At 40.8% G+C, this 18,047-nt stretch carries 27 protein-coding genes and 1 pseudogene; 26 read left to right on the top strand and 2 right to left on the bottom strand.

Annotated features, from left to right (window positions below):
• The first annotated feature begins 1 nt into the window (after nucleotide 1).
• The 23 genes and pseudogenes from ABW51_RS00275 to ABW51_RS00185 all read left to right on the top strand — a co-directional run bounded on the left by ABW51_RS00275 (nucleotide 2) and on the right by ABW51_RS00185 (nucleotide 14,798).
• Nucleotides 2-1,333, top strand: a complete 1,332-nt coding sequence (locus ABW51_RS00275) for a DUF1073 domain-containing protein (RefSeq protein ID WP_053465057.1) — start codon at nucleotides 2-4, stop codon at nucleotides 1,331-1,333.
• A complete protein-coding gene (locus tag ABW51_RS10270; RefSeq protein ID WP_231625683.1) occupies nucleotides 1,305-1,724 on the top strand; it encodes a hypothetical protein in 420 nt (139 codons plus the stop codon). Before ABW51_RS00275 ends, ABW51_RS10270 begins: the two co-directional genes overlap by 29 nt.
• A gap of 3 nt (nucleotides 1,725-1,727) precedes the next feature.
• A complete protein-coding gene (locus ABW51_RS10265; RefSeq protein ID WP_331436984.1) occupies nucleotides 1,728-2,522 on the top strand; it encodes a phage minor head protein in 795 nt (264 codons plus the stop codon).
• A 181-nt stretch (nucleotides 2,523-2,703) separates the two neighbouring features.
• Nucleotides 2,704-3,060, top strand: coding sequence for a DUF2513 domain-containing protein (locus ABW51_RS00260; RefSeq protein WP_053465056.1), 357 nt, complete (start codon nucleotides 2,704-2,706; stop codon nucleotides 3,058-3,060).
• Between the two features lie 60 nt (nucleotides 3,061-3,120).
• A complete protein-coding gene (locus ABW51_RS00255; RefSeq protein WP_053465055.1) occupies nucleotides 3,121-4,221 on the top strand; it encodes a DUF2213 domain-containing protein in 1,101 nt (366 codons plus the stop codon).
• A gap of 12 nt (nucleotides 4,222-4,233) precedes the next feature.
• A complete protein-coding gene (locus ABW51_RS00250; protein ID WP_053465054.1) occupies nucleotides 4,234-4,674 on the top strand; it encodes a structural cement protein Gp24 in 441 nt (146 codons plus the stop codon).
• A gap of 10 nt (nucleotides 4,675-4,684) precedes the next feature.
• Nucleotides 4,685-4,939 carry a hypothetical protein gene (locus ABW51_RS10260; protein WP_231625681.1) on the top strand — a complete coding sequence of 85 codons (255 nt, stop codon included), beginning with the start codon at nucleotides 4,685-4,687 and terminating at the stop codon, nucleotides 4,937-4,939.
• A 12-nt stretch (nucleotides 4,940-4,951) separates the two neighbouring features.
• Nucleotides 4,952-5,599, top strand: a pseudogene (locus tag ABW51_RS00245) (major capsid family protein); the annotation flags it as partial.
• 9 nt (nucleotides 5,600-5,608) lie between these two features.
• Complete coding sequence (locus ABW51_RS00240) at nucleotides 5,609-5,971, top strand: DUF4054 domain-containing protein (protein ID WP_053465053.1); 363 nt, start codon at nucleotides 5,609-5,611, stop codon at nucleotides 5,969-5,971.
• Nucleotides 5,972-6,484: a hypothetical protein gene (locus ABW51_RS00235; protein WP_053465052.1), complete on the top strand. Its 513-nt coding sequence runs from the start codon at nucleotides 5,972-5,974 to the stop codon at nucleotides 6,482-6,484. It abuts the gene before it with no gap.
• On the top strand, nucleotides 6,481-6,852 hold the full coding sequence (locus ABW51_RS00230; protein ID WP_053465051.1) for a hypothetical protein: 372 nt from the start codon (nucleotides 6,481-6,483) through the stop codon (nucleotides 6,850-6,852). Before ABW51_RS00235 ends, ABW51_RS00230 begins: the two co-directional genes overlap by 4 nt.
• Nucleotides 6,776-7,279 (top strand): phage neck terminator protein, encoded by a 504-nt coding sequence (locus ABW51_RS00225; RefSeq protein ID WP_231625679.1) that lies wholly within the window; start codon nucleotides 6,776-6,778, stop codon nucleotides 7,277-7,279. Before ABW51_RS00230 ends, ABW51_RS00225 begins: the two co-directional genes overlap by 77 nt.
• Nucleotides 7,280-7,283: 4 nt before the next feature.
• Nucleotides 7,284-8,792: a DUF3383 domain-containing protein gene (locus tag ABW51_RS00220; protein ID WP_053465049.1), complete on the top strand. Its 1,509-nt coding sequence runs from the start codon at nucleotides 7,284-7,286 to the stop codon at nucleotides 8,790-8,792.
• Between the two features lie 61 nt (nucleotides 8,793-8,853).
• On the top strand, nucleotides 8,854-9,447 hold the full coding sequence (locus ABW51_RS00215) for a DUF4236 domain-containing protein (protein WP_053465048.1): 594 nt from the start codon (nucleotides 8,854-8,856) through the stop codon (nucleotides 9,445-9,447).
• A gap of 59 nt (nucleotides 9,448-9,506) precedes the next feature.
• On the top strand, nucleotides 9,507-9,938 hold the full coding sequence (locus ABW51_RS00210) for a phage structural protein (RefSeq protein WP_053465047.1): 432 nt from the start codon (nucleotides 9,507-9,509) through the stop codon (nucleotides 9,936-9,938).
• Nucleotides 9,938-10,348, top strand: coding sequence for a phage tail assembly chaperone (locus ABW51_RS00205; RefSeq protein WP_042600671.1), 411 nt, complete (start codon nucleotides 9,938-9,940; stop codon nucleotides 10,346-10,348). The genes ABW51_RS00210 and ABW51_RS00205 overlap by 1 nt, the downstream gene beginning before the upstream one ends.
• A 150-nt stretch (nucleotides 10,349-10,498) precedes the next feature.
• Nucleotides 10,499-11,617: a phage tail tape measure protein gene (locus tag ABW51_RS10255; RefSeq protein WP_231625678.1), complete on the top strand. Its 1,119-nt coding sequence runs from the start codon at nucleotides 10,499-10,501 to the stop codon at nucleotides 11,615-11,617.
• Nucleotides 11,614-12,066 carry a hypothetical protein gene (locus ABW51_RS10250; RefSeq protein WP_231625677.1) on the top strand — a complete coding sequence of 151 codons (453 nt, stop codon included), beginning with the start codon at nucleotides 11,614-11,616 and terminating at the stop codon, nucleotides 12,064-12,066. Before ABW51_RS10255 ends, ABW51_RS10250 begins: the two co-directional genes overlap by 4 nt.
• A gap of 46 nt (nucleotides 12,067-12,112) precedes the next feature.
• Nucleotides 12,113-12,589 (top strand): hypothetical protein, encoded by a 477-nt coding sequence (locus ABW51_RS10245; RefSeq protein ID WP_231625676.1) that lies wholly within the window; start codon nucleotides 12,113-12,115, stop codon nucleotides 12,587-12,589.
• 5 nt (nucleotides 12,590-12,594) lie between these two features.
• Entirely contained in the window at nucleotides 12,595-13,374 is a 780-nt protein-coding gene (locus ABW51_RS00195) for a phage baseplate protein (protein WP_053465046.1), read from the top strand.
• A gap of 5 nt (nucleotides 13,375-13,379) precedes the next feature.
• Nucleotides 13,380-13,688 carry a phage baseplate plug family protein gene (locus tag ABW51_RS00190; protein WP_053465173.1) on the top strand — a complete coding sequence of 103 codons (309 nt, stop codon included), beginning with the start codon at nucleotides 13,380-13,382 and terminating at the stop codon, nucleotides 13,686-13,688.
• A 91-nt stretch (nucleotides 13,689-13,779) separates the two neighbouring features.
• Nucleotides 13,780-13,938 (top strand): hypothetical protein, encoded by a 159-nt coding sequence (locus tag ABW51_RS10120; protein WP_005654633.1) that lies wholly within the window; start codon nucleotides 13,780-13,782, stop codon nucleotides 13,936-13,938.
• 2 nt (nucleotides 13,939-13,940) lie between these two features.
• Complete coding sequence (locus ABW51_RS00185) at nucleotides 13,941-14,798, top strand: phage protein (RefSeq protein ID WP_053465045.1); 858 nt, start codon at nucleotides 13,941-13,943, stop codon at nucleotides 14,796-14,798.
• Between the two features lie 30 nt (nucleotides 14,799-14,828).
• Here the strand turns inward: ABW51_RS00185 and ABW51_RS00180 are convergent, their stop codons facing one another.
• Entirely contained in the window at nucleotides 14,829-15,113 is a 285-nt protein-coding gene (locus ABW51_RS00180) for a helix-turn-helix domain-containing protein (protein WP_053465044.1), read from the bottom strand.
• Nucleotides 15,103-15,423, bottom strand: coding sequence for a type II toxin-antitoxin system RelE/ParE family toxin (locus ABW51_RS00175; RefSeq protein ID WP_053465043.1), 321 nt, complete (start codon nucleotides 15,421-15,423; stop codon nucleotides 15,103-15,105). Before ABW51_RS00175 ends, ABW51_RS00180 begins: the two co-directional genes overlap by 11 nt.
• Nucleotides 15,424-15,492: 69 nt before the next feature.
• Between ABW51_RS00175 and ABW51_RS00170 the strand changes: the two genes are divergently transcribed.
• From ABW51_RS00170 to ABW51_RS00160, 3 genes are all read left to right on the top strand, one after another.
• Nucleotides 15,493-16,137, top strand: a complete 645-nt coding sequence (locus tag ABW51_RS00170; protein ID WP_053465042.1) for a Gp138 family membrane-puncturing spike protein — start codon at nucleotides 15,493-15,495, stop codon at nucleotides 16,135-16,137.
• A gap of 139 nt (nucleotides 16,138-16,276) precedes the next feature.
• Nucleotides 16,277-16,630 carry a hypothetical protein gene (locus tag ABW51_RS00165; protein ID WP_053465041.1) on the top strand — a complete coding sequence of 118 codons (354 nt, stop codon included), beginning with the start codon at nucleotides 16,277-16,279 and terminating at the stop codon, nucleotides 16,628-16,630.
• A 128-nt stretch (nucleotides 16,631-16,758) separates the two neighbouring features.
• Complete coding sequence (locus ABW51_RS00160; RefSeq protein WP_053465040.1) at nucleotides 16,759-17,916, top strand: type I restriction endonuclease; 1,158 nt, start codon at nucleotides 16,759-16,761, stop codon at nucleotides 17,914-17,916.
• Nucleotides 17,917-18,047: the final 131 nt, after the last annotated feature.

Here is an 18,047-nt window from a genome sequence, read left to right as displayed (position 1 = left end):
GATGAATATTTTAGATGGCATCAAATCACTTGCGCTAAAGTTAGGTGGCAAACAAGATCAGACATATTATGCTCGTGGGCTGAGTTTAACGGATGACTTAATGCAGATTGAAGCATTATGGCGTGATAACTGGATTGCAAACAAGGTCTGTATTAAACGCTCGGAAGATATGGTGCGTAATTGGCGCGATATTTTTTCCAATGACTTAAAATCTGAACAGCTAGACGAGTTCACTAAGCTCGAGCTCAGATTAAAACTACGTGAGACATTAACTAAAGCGTTGCAATGGTCTAGCCTGTATGGCTCAGTGGGTTTATTGGTGGTAACCGATACTATTAATATCACCTCGCCGTTACAGCCTACAGAGCGATTAAAACAATTAATTATCTTGCCTAAATGGAAAATCTCCCCGACAGGACAACGAGATGATGATGTATTTTCACCAAACTTTGGTCGATATAGTGAATATACCATTACTGGCGGCACACAATCTGTTTTAGTGCATCATTCTCGCTTATTAATTATCAATGCCAATGATGCGCCTTTATCTGATAACGATATTTGGGGTGTATCAGACCTTGAAAAGATTATTGATGTGCTTAAACGCTTTGATAGCGCCTCTGCGAATGTGGGCGACCTTATTTTTGAAAGTAAAATCGATATTTTCAAAATTGCAGGGTTGTCTGACAAGATATCTGCAGGCTTAGAAAATGATGTAGCTCACGTTATTTCAGCGGTGCAGTCGATTAAATCGGCGACTAATAGCCTCTTGCTTGATGCAGAAAATGAGTACGACCGAAAAGAGCTATCCTTTGGTGGGTTAAAAGATTTACTGACAGAGTTTCGCAATGCGGTGGCAGGCGCGGCAGATATGCCAGTCACCATTTTGTTTGGGCAATCTGTTTCAGGATTGGCGAGTGGTGATGAGGATATTCAAAACTATCATGAGTCCATCCATCGATTGCAAGAAACAAGATTACGTCCTGTGCTTGAGGTGCTTGATACATTGCTATGCAATGAATTATTTGGCGGACAACCTGAAGATTGGTGGTTTGAGTTTTTACCACTGACGGTGGTGAAACAGGAGCAACAAGTCAATATGCTTAACACCTTTGCTACAGCGACAAATACGTTAATTCAAAATGGTGTAGTAAATGAATATCAAGTGGCAAACGAACTCCGAGAAAGTGGTTTATTTGCCAATATCTTTGCTGATGACATTGAGGACATGAAAAATGCTGATGAACTTGCCAGAAATTTTGAAGAACCAGAAGGCGAAAACACGCAAGTTCAAGCCAGTGAAAATGAGCAAGAGAACAGAGCTTTGGTATAGACAACAGCTTAAACAGTTCGTCAAAACGATGACTGATGATGTAGAAAGAGCCATGCAACAACCGCAAGGCTCTTTTTTTATGGATGATGCAAAAGGATTTCAGGCTATTAGTGCAAAAGCGCTGATGAAAGTATTAGAAAAGTACGAAAAATCCGACCGCACTTCACAGGCCGAGAATATCGCCAATGGCTTTGTTAGTCGTGGTGATGCGCAAAACCATGCCGAAGTATCAACCAACCTAAAAAATCAAACTGGCATCGATTTATCTGCCTATTTACGCAATAGTCCGAATATTGTAGAAAGGGTAAATGAATTAACGGTAAGTAACATCCAATTAATCAAATCCATTCGCACGCAATATCTTGATAAAGTGCAAAATGCCGTCATGTAAGCGATGGTTCAGGGGACATTGAATAAAGACTTAGGCGAACAACTCAAAAAACTGGGGAAAGATGTAGAAAGTCGTGCAATGCTTATTGCGCGAGACCAATCCTCAAAATTAAATGCAGCATTAACTCGAGCACGCCATGAAGAGGTTGGCATAAAAAAATACATGTGGTCAACATCGGGTGATGAGTGCGTGCGTGAAAGCCATGCGGAAAAAGATGGGCAGATATTCGAATATACCAATCCTCCTGCTGATACTGGTCACCCTGGTCATGATGTTAATTGTCGATGTGTTCAGATTCCGGTGCTTGATGATATTGTTAAACCTGAATCTAGCGAAGATGAAAAAGAATCTCTTATTCAGAAATCTGGAAAAATGGAACTATCTGACTTGATTGATTCGTCAAGTGGTAGAGGTGGTAATAAATTATATTCCGATATAGGCAGTGTTAGTTCGGAGTTGGTAGCTAAGGCAAAAGAGAGTATTGGGCTTGATATTTCAGACTGGCAACATAGTGTGGACGAATCAGGTATTCGTCATACATTTAAGCAACACGGCAATGAAACGACAGAAAGTAAACGAGGACAACGAGCTGTAACAAAAAAAGATATTCTTTTATTGCCGCTTATTATTTCAAGTTTTGACAGTATTGAATATGCGGGATTAAGTGATATGGGGAATAAAACGTTTTTGATCAAAAAAGAGATTGAAGATGAAATATTTACCGTTCAAGAAGTGCGTAAAAAACACAAAAAACTGACAATGAAAACGATGTGGATTAGGCGGAAATCAAAAAAATAACCGCAGAATAGTTTGGTGCGTAATTCCTAGTTTATTAACTCGCATCCGCATACGTCCAAAACGTTCCCAAACTCAATCTACGGTTTAGTTCATTTTATCATTATTAGTTTAAATGTTAAACAGTCTAAACATCATCTTATTATGAGATTATAGATATGCTTTGGCCGAGAGGTAGTAAAGAATGAAACGTAATTGGGATTTAATTCGCTCTATATTGCTTAAATTGGAAAGTCAGGCAGAGGCTAGAGGGAGCTTATCCCCTGATGGATTTACTGGATTTGATTCAGAAACAGTGTCTTATCATTTTAAGTTATTGCAAAGTGCAGGGCTGATTGAAGCGATAGATTACTCCTCTCTAAATGAATTGAGCCTTGTTGCTCGGTCACTGACTTGGCAAGGTCATGAATTCTTAGACAAAATTCGTAATGATACTGTCTGGAATAGCTTAAAAACTACAATAAAAAGCAAAAGCCTTGATTTATCGCTTGATACGATAAAACAGGTAGCGCAAACAATAATTAGCCAAATGTTGGCGTGATATTGCAAAAAAACAAACAACCCGATCAGAAATGGTCGGGTTTTTTATTGGGGTAAATAAATGAAATTTACAGACAAAACTACTCAAGCAGCCACACAAAGAACCATCACTAAGGATGGTTTTTTAGTTGTGCCTGCAACCATTTCGAAAGTTGGGGTATTTGATTACCTCGCTACAGAACTAGGCTTAAAAGAAGACGGCATTAAAAAGGTCGCTCGTACTGAGAAATCGTTGTTTAGCGATGAAACGATTAAGAGTTTTGAAAATGCCACATTAACCGTAGGGCACCCAAAAGATGGGGTAAATGCGAAAAACTGGAAACAGCTCTCGGTCGGTGTCGTACGCAATGTTAAGCGAGTGGGCGATGAGCTCACGGCAGAGGCTTGGATTTATGATGAATCTGCGATTAAAGCCGTGCAGGAGAATGGTGTTGAGCAATTATCTTGCGGATATGACTGCAATATCATTCAGTCAAGCGTTGAAGATGCAGATTTTGAGATGTCGCCGATGATCGGCAACCACGTAGCGATTGTGGCAAAGGGTCGCTGCGGTGGAAGTGTAAAACTTGCCGATGAGGATAAAACCATTATGGGGAAAACCGCAAAAATTCTCGATGCGTTTTTAGGTGCGTTCGGCATCAAGTTGTCGGATGAACAGAAAAAACAAATTGAGGAAGAAGAAAAGTCTGGTGGTGAAGAGGGTAAAGAGCCAAAAGCCGAAAAACCAACCGAACCCAAAGAAAAACAATCTGAACCTGAAAATAAAAAGGAAGATGATGTGGAAAAAGAAGAACTTGAAAAACGCCTTAAAGCTAAAGATGAAGAAATTCAGCAGCTAAAAGATGCGCAAGCAAAACGTGACGCAGAAGTAAAACAAGCCGCTGTGTTAGCTGATGCAAAAACTGCATTTAAAGAAGTTAATTTTGCGGATAACGCGACTGTGCGTGAAATCCAAGAAAGTGCGGTAGTTGCACAGGGCATTTTTACAAAAGACGAAGTAGCCAAATTATCCGATGAGGAAATTTCGGGCGCATACCAAACGGCAAAAGCGGTCGTGGCAAAATTAGCCGATGAACGCAAATCACTTAGCAGTATTTTGCTTGGTGATGCGGCGCCTAAAGCTGCACCAAAAATAGATTTCAACAAAACTTACAACAGTTAGGAGAGTAATTAGATGAGTTACGCTTACGAACAAGCACCTGCACGTGCAGGTGAATTAGGCAAGGGCAATCTTGCAAGTGCAAAAACGACGGCAGAAAAAGTCACAGGCAAAGTAAAAGCAGGTGAATTTGTGGCATTAAATCCTGCAGGTGGTGTGAAAGCTTTATCTGCTAAAACAGATGTATTGGCTGGCGTGGTATTAGCAAGTCGCATTCGTGATGAATGGCCTGAAGGCGAATTAGTCGATGTGATGCACATTGGTACAGGCGATGCGATTTGGGTCAATATTGCACCAGAGAAAACCGTATCTCGTGGTAGTAAAGTGTTTGTATTAACGACGGGTGGCGAAGGTAAAACTGGCGCAATCCAAGGCGAAACCGATGCAAATGCGATTGAAACAGGCTACACCGTGATTGACGTTAAAGGTCAATTAGCGATGATTACAAAATTATAAGGGGTGATGAATGTCATTATTAACTTATGTACAAAACGGCTTAACGGCTGTCAGCAAAGAAATTTCAGAAACCAAATATCCTGAAATTGTGTTCCCGCAATTTGTCTATGTTGACCAACAAGCAGCAGTAGGCGTTACTGAAAAGCTACACTATGGTGCAGATGAGCATGGTTCTCTTGATGATGGTTTAATTACCACTGGTACAAGCACATTAGACCAAGTAGAAGTCGGCTTTACGCCTACTCGCTCTTACATTGTGCCATGAGCTAAATCCGTAACCTGGACAACACCAGAGCTTGAACAGGGTAAATTGTTAGGGTTAGCGTTAGATACCGCCAAAATTATGGCGTTAAATAAAAACGCACAACAAACCTTGCAAAAAGTGGCGTTCTTGGGTCATGCCAAAGATACTCGTTTAACTGGTTTGTTAAACAACAAGTCTGTTGAGGTTTACAACATCAAAGGCACGGCAGCAAATACGAAAGTCCAAGCGATGGATTTTGACAAATCAGTAGCATTCTTCAAAGAAATGTTCCTTGCTGGCATGGAAAAAACCAAACGCATTGAAGCACCAAACACCTTTGCGATTGATTCACTTGATTTAGCGCACTTAGCGTTAACGCAACGTAATAATACTGATACAACCGCATTAGAGTTCTTAACTAAGAGCTTGTCTGCGGCTGCAGGTCGTGAAGTGGCAATTAAAGCCTTTCCATCAAACTTTGGTACTCGTGTAACAAGTGGCAAAACTCGTGCAATGGTTTATGTAAACAGCAAAGAGCATGTTATCTTTGATGTCCCAATGTCGCCAACTGTGTTAGCTGCTCAACAAAAAGGCTTATTAGCTTATGAATCTGGCTTACGCATGGCATTTGGTGGCGTAACCTTTATGGAGCCAAATTCCGCACTTTACGTAGATTACTAGGGAGTCATTATGCCAACATTTGATACGGATGTATTCCTTGAGCGTTATCCTGAGTTTAAAGAGGTTGATTATGAAAAAATCGACCTTTTTTTATCGGATGCAGAAATGGAAGTAAGTCAATCTCGTTGGGGAAAACTCTACCAGCGTGGCGTGTTGGCATTGACTGCTCATCTATTGCGTTTGTCGCTTTGGACTACTGAAGGTGGCGGTGGAGCGAATCGGAATCTCGCCAGTGAAAGTGCTGGCGAGTTATCTGTTAGCTATGCCATGCCAACACTGACAGGCACTGATGCAGATTATCAATTAACGGCGTATGGCCAAGAGTATTTGCGATTACGTAAATTGGTTGGCATTGGGGTAATGGTAGCGTAAATGGCGGTGCAAATTACGGGGAATTTAGCGCAAGCAAAAGCGTTAATTGAGCGATTGAAGGCTGATAAAGACAAAGCGGTTTACGTTGGATTTCCTGCTGAGTTTGATAAGCCAGTCGAGGGGGCTGAGAATTTTAATCTCGCCTCTTTGGCGGCCGTGTTGGAATTTGGTAATGAGCGCATCCCATCACGCCCTTTCTTGCGCCAAACCTTGTCTAAAAACCAAGGGAAATACACCGCACTTTTTGCTGAGCGTTTCAAGCAAGGAATAGATATAGCCAAAATCTATGAGGAAATTGCATCCATAGCGCAAGGCGATGTTCAGTTAAATATTGTTAAAGGCGGTTGGGTAGAAAACGATGACTCAACCAAAATAGCATGGAGACTTAAGGATATTAAAGATCCTAAACGCAGGAAAAAACTTAGAGCAACATTAGATCCAAGTAGCATTAAGAAAAAGCCGCTTATATGGAGTGGACACTTGCGTGATTCTGTAAAAGGTATCGTTAAATGAGTTTAATCAACCAATATCCTCGCTTTCTAAATAGCAAATTTCGCCAAATTGTCACCGTGAAACATCTGCAAGGTGAGCATTCATCCGATGGGTTCGGGGCGAGTTATACCGATGAAAGCGTGACTGCCATTGTTATGCCGACCTCTCCTAATGATGTGTTGTTATTGCCAGAAGGTGAGCGTTTTATTCCCTCAATAAAAATCTACACCATTAAGCCGTTAAAAATTGGCGATTTGGTTATTTATGAGGGGGAAACCTACAAAATAAAAACCGTAGCAAATTGGGGAAAATATGGATACCACAACAATATCGGCGTTAGACACAGCCAAACTGCGAAAGTGGATTCAACAGGCTTTACAGTTACCTAATGGTGCCGTTATTGGTGGCTGGCTCCCTGAAAATCCTTTGCCTGCTTTTATTACCGTGGATTTGATGACAAGTAATGAAATAGGGCAGGCTACGAGAGAATTTGACTGCAAGCGTGAGCGTATCACCCAGTCAATGCAAAGCACCGTGAGTATCTCTTGTTTCGGTCGAAATTCCCTTGCACAGTGTTACAAGCTAAAAGCCATTTTCCAAAGTTCAGCGTTTCTTTCTTTTCTCAAATCAAATCAATGGGGCGTGATTCGTTTTTCAGATGTCCGTAATTTAACGGCTACCGTTGGGGCAGATTATGAAGAACGAGGGCAGTTTGATGTTGTATTTAGTCATCATCACATTGTTGATACACCTTTAGATCCAATAGAAAGAGTTGAGCAACGCACAAACCATTTAATTCAACAAATAGGAGGATAGCCTTATGGCATTATCTATCTCGCAGATTGTCAATGTGCAGTTAAATACTGTACCAAAATCTGCCGCGCGTAAATCATTCGGCATAGTGGCATTGTTCACGCCAGAGGCAGGGCAAGCATTTGCTGATGCGACTACGCGTTATGTTTATGTCGATAATCAACGTGATGTAGAGCAGTTATTCGGCACCAATTCAGAAACTGCAAAAGCAGCGCGTCCGTTCTTTGCTCAACGTCCTCGTGCGAAACAGTTGATTATTGCACGCTGGCAAAAAGAATCTGCAACCATTGATGCAACCAAAAACACATTAAGCGGTGCAACCTTATCAGACGATTTAGAACGTTTTAAAGCGGTTGTAAATGGTCGATTTACATTAACTATTGGCACTGAAACCAAGAAAGTAAATGGGCTATCTTTTGCTGATGCGCCAGATTTCAATGCGATTGCAAGCAAAATTCAAGCTAAATTGACCGCACTTTCCTCATCTTTGTCTATTTCTTACGATAGCGTAGGGCAACGTTTTATCATCACGGCTAACAACGCTGGAGAAGATAAAGCGACCGAAATCCATTACGCCTTTAATGGTGGCGGTGACGGTGAGTATATTGGTTCATTGCTTAAATTAGAAAATGGCCAAGCAAGCCGAAAAGTAGGCAAGGCATCAATTTCTTTGAAAAAAGAAACTGTTGCAGAGGCATTATTTAACGTAGCCGAAGTGAATAATACATGGTATGGCTTTACGTTTGCTGCACAGCTTACTGATGGCGAAGTGGAATCTGCTGCAAAATACGCGCAAGCTAATACCAAAATGTTTGGTGCGAATGTTATTCGTGTTGAACAACTTGAATGGTCTGCTGATAACATCTATAAGAAATTATATGATGCAGGTTTAGATCACACATTAGCAATGTTCGATAAAAACGATATGTACCCAGCATCTTCTGCATTGGCTCGCTTATTATCAACGAACTTTGCGGCAAATAATTCAACCTTAACGCTCAAATTCAAGCAACAACCGACTATTACGGCAGATGAAATTACGGCAACGGAGTTCGCCAAAGCTAAACGCTTAGGCATCAATGTGTACACCTATTTTGATGATGTTGCGATGATTGCTGAAGGTACGGTGATGGGCGGTAAATTTGCGGATGAAATTGTTATCTTGGACTGGTTTGCCGATGCGGTACAAAAAGAGGTATTTGCTCGTTTGTATAAATCACCGACCAAAATCCCATTAACAGACAAAGGCCAAGCGGTATTAATTGCAGCGGTTGAAAAAGTCTGCTTAGAAGGTGTAAACAATGGCGCTTTCGCACCAGGTCAATGGACGGGCGATAGCTTTGGTAACTTGACGACAGGCGATTATCTTGAAAAGGGTTACTATGTATGGGCTGCACCGATGGATACGCTATCTGATAGCGACCGTGAGCAACGCCGTGCGACACCAATCCAAACCGCAGTGAAATTAGCAGGCGCAATTCATTATAGCGATGTGATTGTGAACTATAACCGATAAGATGTGAACTTTAGCTTTCTATCATTTATACTATTTGTCATATTTTCCTTTAGGAGGTCTTATGGCAATTAATTTTAGAAAGAGAGTTAAAGTTGCACCAGGTGTCTATATCAATCTGGGCAAGAAAGGAGTTTCAACTACAATAGGAGCAAAAGGGTTGTCGGTTAATGTTGGTAAAAATGGAGCTAACTTAAATGTAGGTATACCAGGAACAGGCCTTTCTAGCAGAATACCGATTTATAGTGCGGCAAGCGGCGTAGAAATGATTGATGGTGTGCCAAATATTCCTTTTGATCATTTAAGTCGTTTATACATAACAGAACGTCCAAATTTTACCAAGCAACAGAGCGATATACTTCGCCCCCGTTTTAACTCATTAACACCTACTCAAAAAATGGCCGTACTCAAACGCGTTAAGGTTTACCCTGATTCTGATGTTGGCATTTATTCTGGTTGGTTAGGTTGGTTAGCGGTGGATAGATTCCGGGCAAAACAATATGGGATCACAATATTAAAACTCTTTTCCATGTTGACTTTGTTTGGTGGATTATTGTGGTTGCTTTTTGACCTTTTTTATTTCAGACGTCAAGCTAGAAATGCGAATTTTCTATCCTTTATGGCAGCAATTAATCAGGTTATAGAAAAAAACAACTAAGCCACTTCGCACTAAACTAACAAGCCCCATCTGGGGCTTTTTTTATATAAGGAAAAACTATGGCAGTTTTCGATCCAAAACAAGTTGTCGTGTTATTAGACAGCAAAGAAATTAGTGACTGGGCAGACGGCTCAGATGTGATTAATGCGACCAACCAAGTTGATGCAGGGCAAATGGTTATTGGTGCAAATGGCACAGGCGTATTTATCGCAAACCCTGACCAATCAGGTAAATTAACCCTAAAAATTAAACAACATTCTGAGGATAACGCCTATTTATCGAAGTTGTTTAATCAACAAAAAACCAGTATTAAAACCTATTTACCGATGACACTCGCTATCCGCGACTTAATCAATGATGATGTTGTCACGGCAAGTAAAGGGTATTTCACCACGCCTGCGCCTTACGTGCGCGGGAATGGACACAATGCGACAACCTGGACGATTGTGTTTGAGAGAATGACGATGAATCTTGAAAAAGGTGTCCAATAATGGAAAGTAAACAAATCAATATTGAAAATGTCACCTATACGATGACGCCAGCTAATGCGATGACAGCATGGACTGCACTCAAAAATGCAATGAAATTATTGCAATCAGTCGATTTATCATCATTAGGTAACAATAAAAAGCTCGGTGCAAGCGTATTGACGACTGTATTGGCGAATTTAGGCGACCCAAGCATTAAAGAGCTTGAGGATATTGTGCTTAAACATACCTCATGCGAGCAAGATGGCAAACTATACCGCCTGTCTGAACGCTTTGATAGCCATTTTAACCAACACCGTGGGCATTTAATCCCAGTATTAAAAGAAGGGTTGATGTATCAATTTGCTGATTTTTTTATCGGTGGGGGCGGATTGCTGAGCAATATTCAAGCCAATCTAAAAGCGAAGAAATAAGCCAGTCAGACAGCAAAGTTGACTGGTTTATTTTTACGCCCATTGTAAAAAAATTTTGTTCACTACACGAATTAAGGTCGGTTTATTCGTTAGCCGACCTTTTATCTTTTCATGAAGTCATTGTTGAATTAAATCAAATGGAGCAACGCAATGCTACTCGATGAACTACTGATTAAAATCGGCATTGATGCGGATAGCCAAGCAATGCAACAGTTTGAGCAATTCCTCAATGCAATTGGAGACGGCACTGAAGATGCCGCAGAAAGTTTAGGTGCCTTTGGTCAAGCGCTAGAAGAGGCTGCGAATAAAGCAACCGAGCAAGTCAAAGACATGCCTGAGTTCAGTGAGTTTTTTGCATCGCTTGAGAAACTACAAGACGAAACAGAAAATCTTTCTGAAGATGAAGCCTTAGATGCGTGGGTGCAGAAACTTATCGAGGGGGATAAGCTCTTATCTGAGTTTGGTGAGAGCTTTCTTCAAAACACCGAACAGCTCTCAAAAGAGTTACAAGAAGCGGGATTAAGTGCGGAGCAGGTTGAGAAAGTTATTGGCAAACTCAAATCTGCGATTGAGCAGAAAACCGATGCTACCGAAAAAGATACAAAAGCCGTAGAAGATAACGCCAAAAGCACAGAAAATTTATCTGACAATATCATTGACTTATGGGCGACCCAATATGGCGCAGTCGGATTATTGAATAAATTTGAATTGCTTGGCATTAGCATTAATAAAACCACACTTAAATTTGCGGCATTTGGTGCAGCTTTCTACGCTGCCACAATCGGGGTGAAGAATTTTGTTGATGCTAATCTTGATGCACTCGATGAAATTAAACAACTCTCGGCTGTCACGGGCGAATCAGCCGACCAAATTTACAACTTAGGTAAGGTTGCAGAGGTCAATGGCTCATCTGCACAGGCTGCCCAATCATCTATTGAAGGGTTATCTCGTGTTATAGGTGAGGCGGCAACGGGTATCGGTCGAGGGGCTAAATCATTTGAGCAATATGGACTAAGCGCCAAAAAAGCGAATGGGGATGTTAAAACCTCAAGCGAAATGCTGGGTGAAATCTCGGACAAGATGAAAGCAATGGGCGAGCAAGAGCAAATTGCGATGCTTGCGAAACTCGGCATTGATGGTTCGATGATTCAAACCTTGCGTCTTGGTAATGATGAGCTGAAAGAGCAAATCGCCCTTGCGAGCGCGCTCACGCTTGGGGGGGTAACGCAGAAAATGCAGAAACCGCCGCTGCGTTTAAAGATGAGTTGACGCAGGTTTCTCAGGCATTTACAGCTATTGGCGAATACGTATCACTCCGTGTCGCGCCATCCATTCAGCGATTAGCCGAACGGTTTACAAAATGGTTCACAGAGAATAATGAGTTTATCAAAGCCACACTCAACGGCTTTGGCAAAATACTGTCATTTTTGTTTGAGTTAGCCGCAGCCATCGATAATGTTGTTGAATATACAGTTGGTTGGAAAACTGTAATATATGCATTAGGAGCAGCGTTATTGTGGTTTAGTCGGCGAATGTTATTAGCTTTCGCTACCAACCCTGTCACGTTGATTATCGCAGCAATTGCAGGCTTATTTTTGCTTGTTGATGACTTTATCACTTATCTTGAAGGCGGAGAAACGGCATTAGGTGAATTTTGGAAGCCATTTAAGAGCGCACTTTATATGGGTAAAATCCACGTGGAAAAACTTTGTCGATAATTTTAGCGTCGATCCAATTGGTGCAACCTTATCTCTTGTTAAGGATATGCTCGAACTACCATTTAAAACTGGGCTTGCGATTGTTGTTGGTTTGTGGAATTTATTTACTGGCGAACAGTTAGATTTGGATGTTATCGAAGCCAAGTTCGCCCAAGTTACCGACTGGATTAAAGAGCCATTCCAAAGTGCGTTCGATTGGGTTAAAGGATACTATGACAAGTATATCGCACCAATTATCGATACAGTGAAAGGGTGGTTTAGTGATAGTGGAGAAAAGGCAGGAACGGCAAGTCAAAATACGAAAGCCTATGACACAATGATGTTTGACCCATCTTACACAGCGGCTCCACAAGTTGCTGCGGCAGGTGCAACAACAAATGGTGCCATGACAGACAATAGCCAAAAGAACAGCAACAACAAAATCACCATTACGCAAAATATCCAAGGTACGGACAATCCAAAAGCAGTGGCAGACCAATCGGCTCAAGCGATCAATAATCAACTTTCACCTGTTGTGGGGTAACCTCTATGTTAAATTTTGCTCAAGTATCCAATCGCAAGATTGGCAAAATTACCTTTGATGTGGTTACAACAGAAGACCATCAGTCGGATTTATCTATTACAGAAAACCCGATTGAATCAGGTGCAGCCATTGCTGACCATGCGGTTATTCAGCCTAAACAAGTTACCATTAATGGTATAATGGTTGATCACGACCATTCGACTTTTGGTTTAGACCTTCCGTTTATCGGCAATATTCGTGGCGGGATAGACTTTCTTAATAACTTCCCTTTGCCAGTTAAGGTTATCACTCAAACATCGCAAACTATCGCAAGAGCGGGGAGAGTGATTAGCCAAGTGGCAGGTGCGTATAGTCAAGCGAAGAACCTCCTTAATCAAGCGCGAACCATTGCCCCTTTTTTGCCTGACTTTGGGCTAGGCGGATTGCTTGATAGCAGTGCAGGGGATGGCCGAGTGCAAAAATGCTATGCCGACCTTGTAGCTTGCCAGAAATCAGGGGAAACCATTGATATACAGACAGGGATTAACTTGTACAAGAACATGCTCATCCAATCTGTAGCGGTCAATCAATCACAAGATGGCAGTGCGACATTTACGATAACGGCTCGTGAGATATTTATTGTTGAGACAAAAACAGCTCAATCTAAATCATCTGCATCGGGCAAGAGTAAAAGCGGTAGAGCAGCGGCTCAATCCGCAACAAAATCACAGCAAGGCTCGACTCAACCAAAAAACGATACACCTAAAAGAACCTCCTCGCTTTTCAATCTTTTTAAATGGTGGTAAGACGTATGCGTAAAATTCCATTAACACAACATCCTTATCAGGAGCAAACTTTTGAATTTAACGGCATAAAAATCCGCTTAACCTTGCGATTTAATAGTATTGGACAGTTTTGGGCGATGGATGTATTTGAGCCAGTAAATCAAAAGCAGATTTGCCGAGGCCATGCGCTTGCGTGCGGAGTGCCATTATTGGCGCGCACTACGCAGCCTTATTTCTTCTATTTGGACGATGAAAGTGGTGCTGAATTAGGCCCAATGAGCATGGAAGATTTGGGCACTCGATGTTTTTTGTATATAGGCGAAAAATCATCTTAAAAATAACCGCACTTTTAAGAACAAACCCCGAAGCGTTGCAAGCACTTCGGGGTTTTTCCATTCCACAAGCAGGAAAGGAGTAGATATATCTGTGGATAATTTTACATCTATTTTGATTTTAATTAAAGGGGTATTGCAAATGACATCAAAATTACAAGCGTGGCGATTTATTGCCATTTTAATTGCAGTGGTTTTATCTTTTGCAGTATGGCGTGCGCCTGAATTAATTACTGCAATTCGTTGGTGGTAAGTATGAAACAATTTGGCAGACGTTGGAAACTGGACATTAGCAACGACCAAGAAACGTTAAGCATTGAGCAATTACGTGTTGCATTTGAAATCGATAAAACCATCAATGAAAAGCCTAATCCCGCTAAAATCCAAGTGTGGAACTTAAATCGAGACCATATCAACCAATTATTAAGCCAAGACTATAAGAAAGTTGCCTTATCCGTTGGTTATGGCGAGTTACGCCAAATCTATGCGGGAGATATTACCAAGACAAGAATCCAACGAGAGGGGTTGGATTTTGTTCTTACGCTTGAGTGTTCAGATGGGCATCAAGCCTATACTCAGTCAAGAGCTAAAACGACATTAAAAGCAGGAGCAACAGACAAACAGATTGTTGAGGAATTGCAAAAGACCATGCCTAAAGTGCAGACTGGTGCCATTGACATTCCTAATCAGCGCAAACTCCCTCGTGGCAGAGTATTAAACGGCAATAGTCGAGATATTCTCACCAAAATTGCACGCAATAATAAGGCTGATTGGTCTATCCAAGATGGCTCGCTTATTTTCCTGCCGAAAGATAAAGTGCTAAGTGATGATGCTGTACTGATTTCTCAAGATACAGGAATGATTAATGCGCCAGAGCAAACTGATGAGGGACTAGAGCTGACTTGTTTACTCAACCCAGCATTACAAATTGGCGGACTTGTGAAAGTTGAATCTATCATTGAGTACTTCAATGGGGAGTATAAGATTGTAAAACTTGCGCATTCTGGCGATGGTATCGGTGGGGATTGGCACAGCAAACTAACAGTTGTCGGCGGCAAGTTCCAAAAGGTAGAAAAGCCTAAAAAATCGGACAAAAAAGACAGGAAAAAATGACCGCACTTTTGTTAAGTGCAGTCATTTATATTAAATGACACCTACACGCAATTCGGCACCGCAAGCATGCGCATAGCGTTGTAGTGTTAGAAATGAAGCCCGGCTGGCATTCTTTTCTAATTTGCTGATTGCCGGTTGAGTTACACCCATTTTTTCGGCAACTTGAGAAATAGTGAGACCTGCACGAATACGCATTTCTTGGAGTAGTGATTGCAGTTCCTCAATACGTTTTTCTTGCAAATAAAGTGCTTTAGTTTCTTCGTCTTGAAGTAAGGTCTCTTTTACTTGTTTGTAACTTATCGGTTTAACTTTCATCGGTCATTTCTCCTAAACGTTTTAAAGCTAATTCAATTTCTGACGGTGGGGTTTTCTGTGTTTTCTTAACAAAAGTGCGCAGGATGTAAATTTTCTTCCCTATGGCAAAAGCAAAAAAGGTGCGCGAAATATCTTTATTGCCAGCGCGTAGTTCAAATAAACCATTACCCATTGCGCGCGTATGCGGGAAACGAAGCTCACTGCCTAATGTTTCTAACTTATCCAGAGCATTTAATGCTTTAGCTCGCATTATTGGAGATAAGGCTTCAATTTCAGCAAATGCTTCAGGGTGAAATAATAACTCGAACATAAAACTCTCATAACTTTTAAGTTATGCAAATCATAACATATTTAAAATATAAATCAAAGGTTATATTTAATGAACTACGAACAATTACTCGCCACCCCTGAAACAGCAGCAGATAGACAAATCCAGCAGGACCGATTAAGCCTTCACACGGCATTGCCGGCAAAAGTGGTGAGTTTTGACCCAGTCAAGCAAACTGTATCACTTGCCATACAAATAAAAATGCAGTTAGTCGATGGGAGTGGGGCAGATATACCGCCACTTCTTGATGTACCCGTGAGTTTTCCTCGTGGCGGGGGTTTTGCGGTGACATTCCCGCTTAAAGCAGGCGATGAGGGGATAGCGATATTTTCCGAGCGTTGCATTGACGGATGGTGGCAAAACGGCAGCGCATCAACGCCTTTAGATTTTAGGCTACATGATTTATCCGATGCGATGTTTATTCCTGGCATATGCTCTGTGCCGAAAGCTATTGGCGGATTTTTTACCGAAGGGTTATCCATGCAGACCCTTGATGGCAGCACATACATCAGAATCAAAAACGGCTCGATTTTGATTAAAGGAAATATCGAACATCAGGGCGATACCTCTCAAACAGGCTCGCATAGCTCCACAGGTGTTATCTCGAGCGATACGGATGTGAAAGCTGGCGGTATTTCAGGGAAAACCCATAAACATACAGGCGACAGTGGCGGTAAAACAGGCGTGCCACAATAAAGTTACAAATTCATCTTAAAAGGATTAGATATGGAAACGCAAACAACTCCTTTAATTCGTTTTGCGATTGCTTTTGCTATCATTTGCTTAGGCTTATCCATTCTTACACCATTTATTAACGCAATTAGATGGTGGTGAAATGAAAGTACGCAGAATAGATAGCAATCACGATTGGACATTTGGGCAAGGCTTTTCGAACTACGCAACAGAGTCCGATGCTATTGCTCAAAATGTACAAACTCGCCTTTGGTCATTTGCTAATGACTGGTTTTTAGACCTAGAACACGGTTTACCTTGGCTCGAACAAATGGGGCGAGGGGTAAATATGGCGGATTGGGAAATCAAAATAAAACGCTATGTGTTGGAAAGTGAAGGTGTAAGCAGAATAACTGATTATCAAGCTAATTTTGATGCAGATACACGCAAGCTGACCATATCGATTGATTACCAAGATATTTACGGACAACAACAAACCGCACGTTATGACGCTTAAAGTGAAGTTAAATTAAGTAAAGTTTTGTGACGGAGATCGCAAAAATAGAAAATTTCTGATTAAAAATCTTAAAGAATATATTTTTATTTCATAGAATGGATATCAAATTTATTCTAGAGGAAATAAAAATGAGCGATCAAATTTTTAAAGAGAGAATTTTAGCTCACTCCCAACATGTAATGAGAGTGGGGCAACATTGTTCAACTGAGGAAACAACAAAGCAAGCTTTAATTCTTCCTTTCCTTGATATTTTAGGGTTTTCAGCTTATGACCCTACTAAGGTAAAGGCTGAGTATGCAGCCGATTTTGTCGGAGCAAAAAATGGTGAACGAGTAGATTACGCCTTATTTTGTCATGATGTCCCTGTTATGTTTATTGAGGCTAAATCTTACAGTGAAGATCTTTCAAACCATTCCCCACAATTAGCACGCTATTTCAATGCAACTCCAGAAGTTGCTGTTGCAGCAATTAGCAATGGTCGTGAATGGCGATTTTTCACAGATCTAAAAGATAAAAATATTATGGATGATGCGCCATTTTTGCGCATTAATTTTGAATCACTTGACGAAACCAAAATATTCCAATTATCTCAATTTTGTCATGATAAATTTCAGCCTGAGGCATTACGTACATTAGCTGAAGAAAGTATCTACCTATCAACATTTACAAAAACAATATCCTCATCATTAAAAGAGGTTGATTGTGAGTTTGTTCGTTATATAGCAAGCCGTTCCAATATTGGAAGACAGTTGAATCAGCGCTTTATCGAGTCTATAACGCCGATAGTAAGACAAGCAGTTGAAAAAGCTGTAAGTGATATGGTTGTTTCTGGATTGTCGAAAAAAGCCATTGATACAGAACCTGCTGTGGTTCCTGAGGTGGAATATAATGATGAAAAAGCAGATGTTGTAGATCCTGACAACTGTAAAATTATTACTACATATACTGAAAGACAAGTTTTAGAGTATGTAACAATGATTATTGGGGCTGGTAGCGATGCAGATTTAGTTGCAAAAGACACGGAGAGTTATTTTGGTATTTTATATCAAGGGAAATCTAATAGATGGATTTTGCGCTACTATGATAATAAACAACGCCCTTCGATCATTGTCCCTATTGACTTAACTCCTGAGCATCAAAAAGAAATACTTAGAGCAGGATTAGAGATTTCAGGCAACCAAATTATTATTGATTGCCCTGAGAATATTTTAAGATTAAGTGGCATTATTCGTGATTGTTTCGAGTATTGTATTAATGACGAAAATTTTAGAAAAAAATCGCAATAAAGCTTTCAAAAGCCTGTTTACAAAGCAGGCTTTTTTCATTATTATTTTTACCAAGGCGTCAGAAACCTTACAAACAGCGGCAATTCTGCACCCGATAGCATAGCGGTTTTTTTATGCGTGAAATTTAGTAA

This window comes from Haemophilus sp. C1 (assembly GCF_001276515.1).
Lineage (GTDB): Bacteria > Pseudomonadota > Gammaproteobacteria > Enterobacterales > Pasteurellaceae > Haemophilus.
The sequence above is the reverse complement of the archived record's forward strand: the minus strand, read 5'-3'. Positions and strand labels throughout refer to the sequence as shown.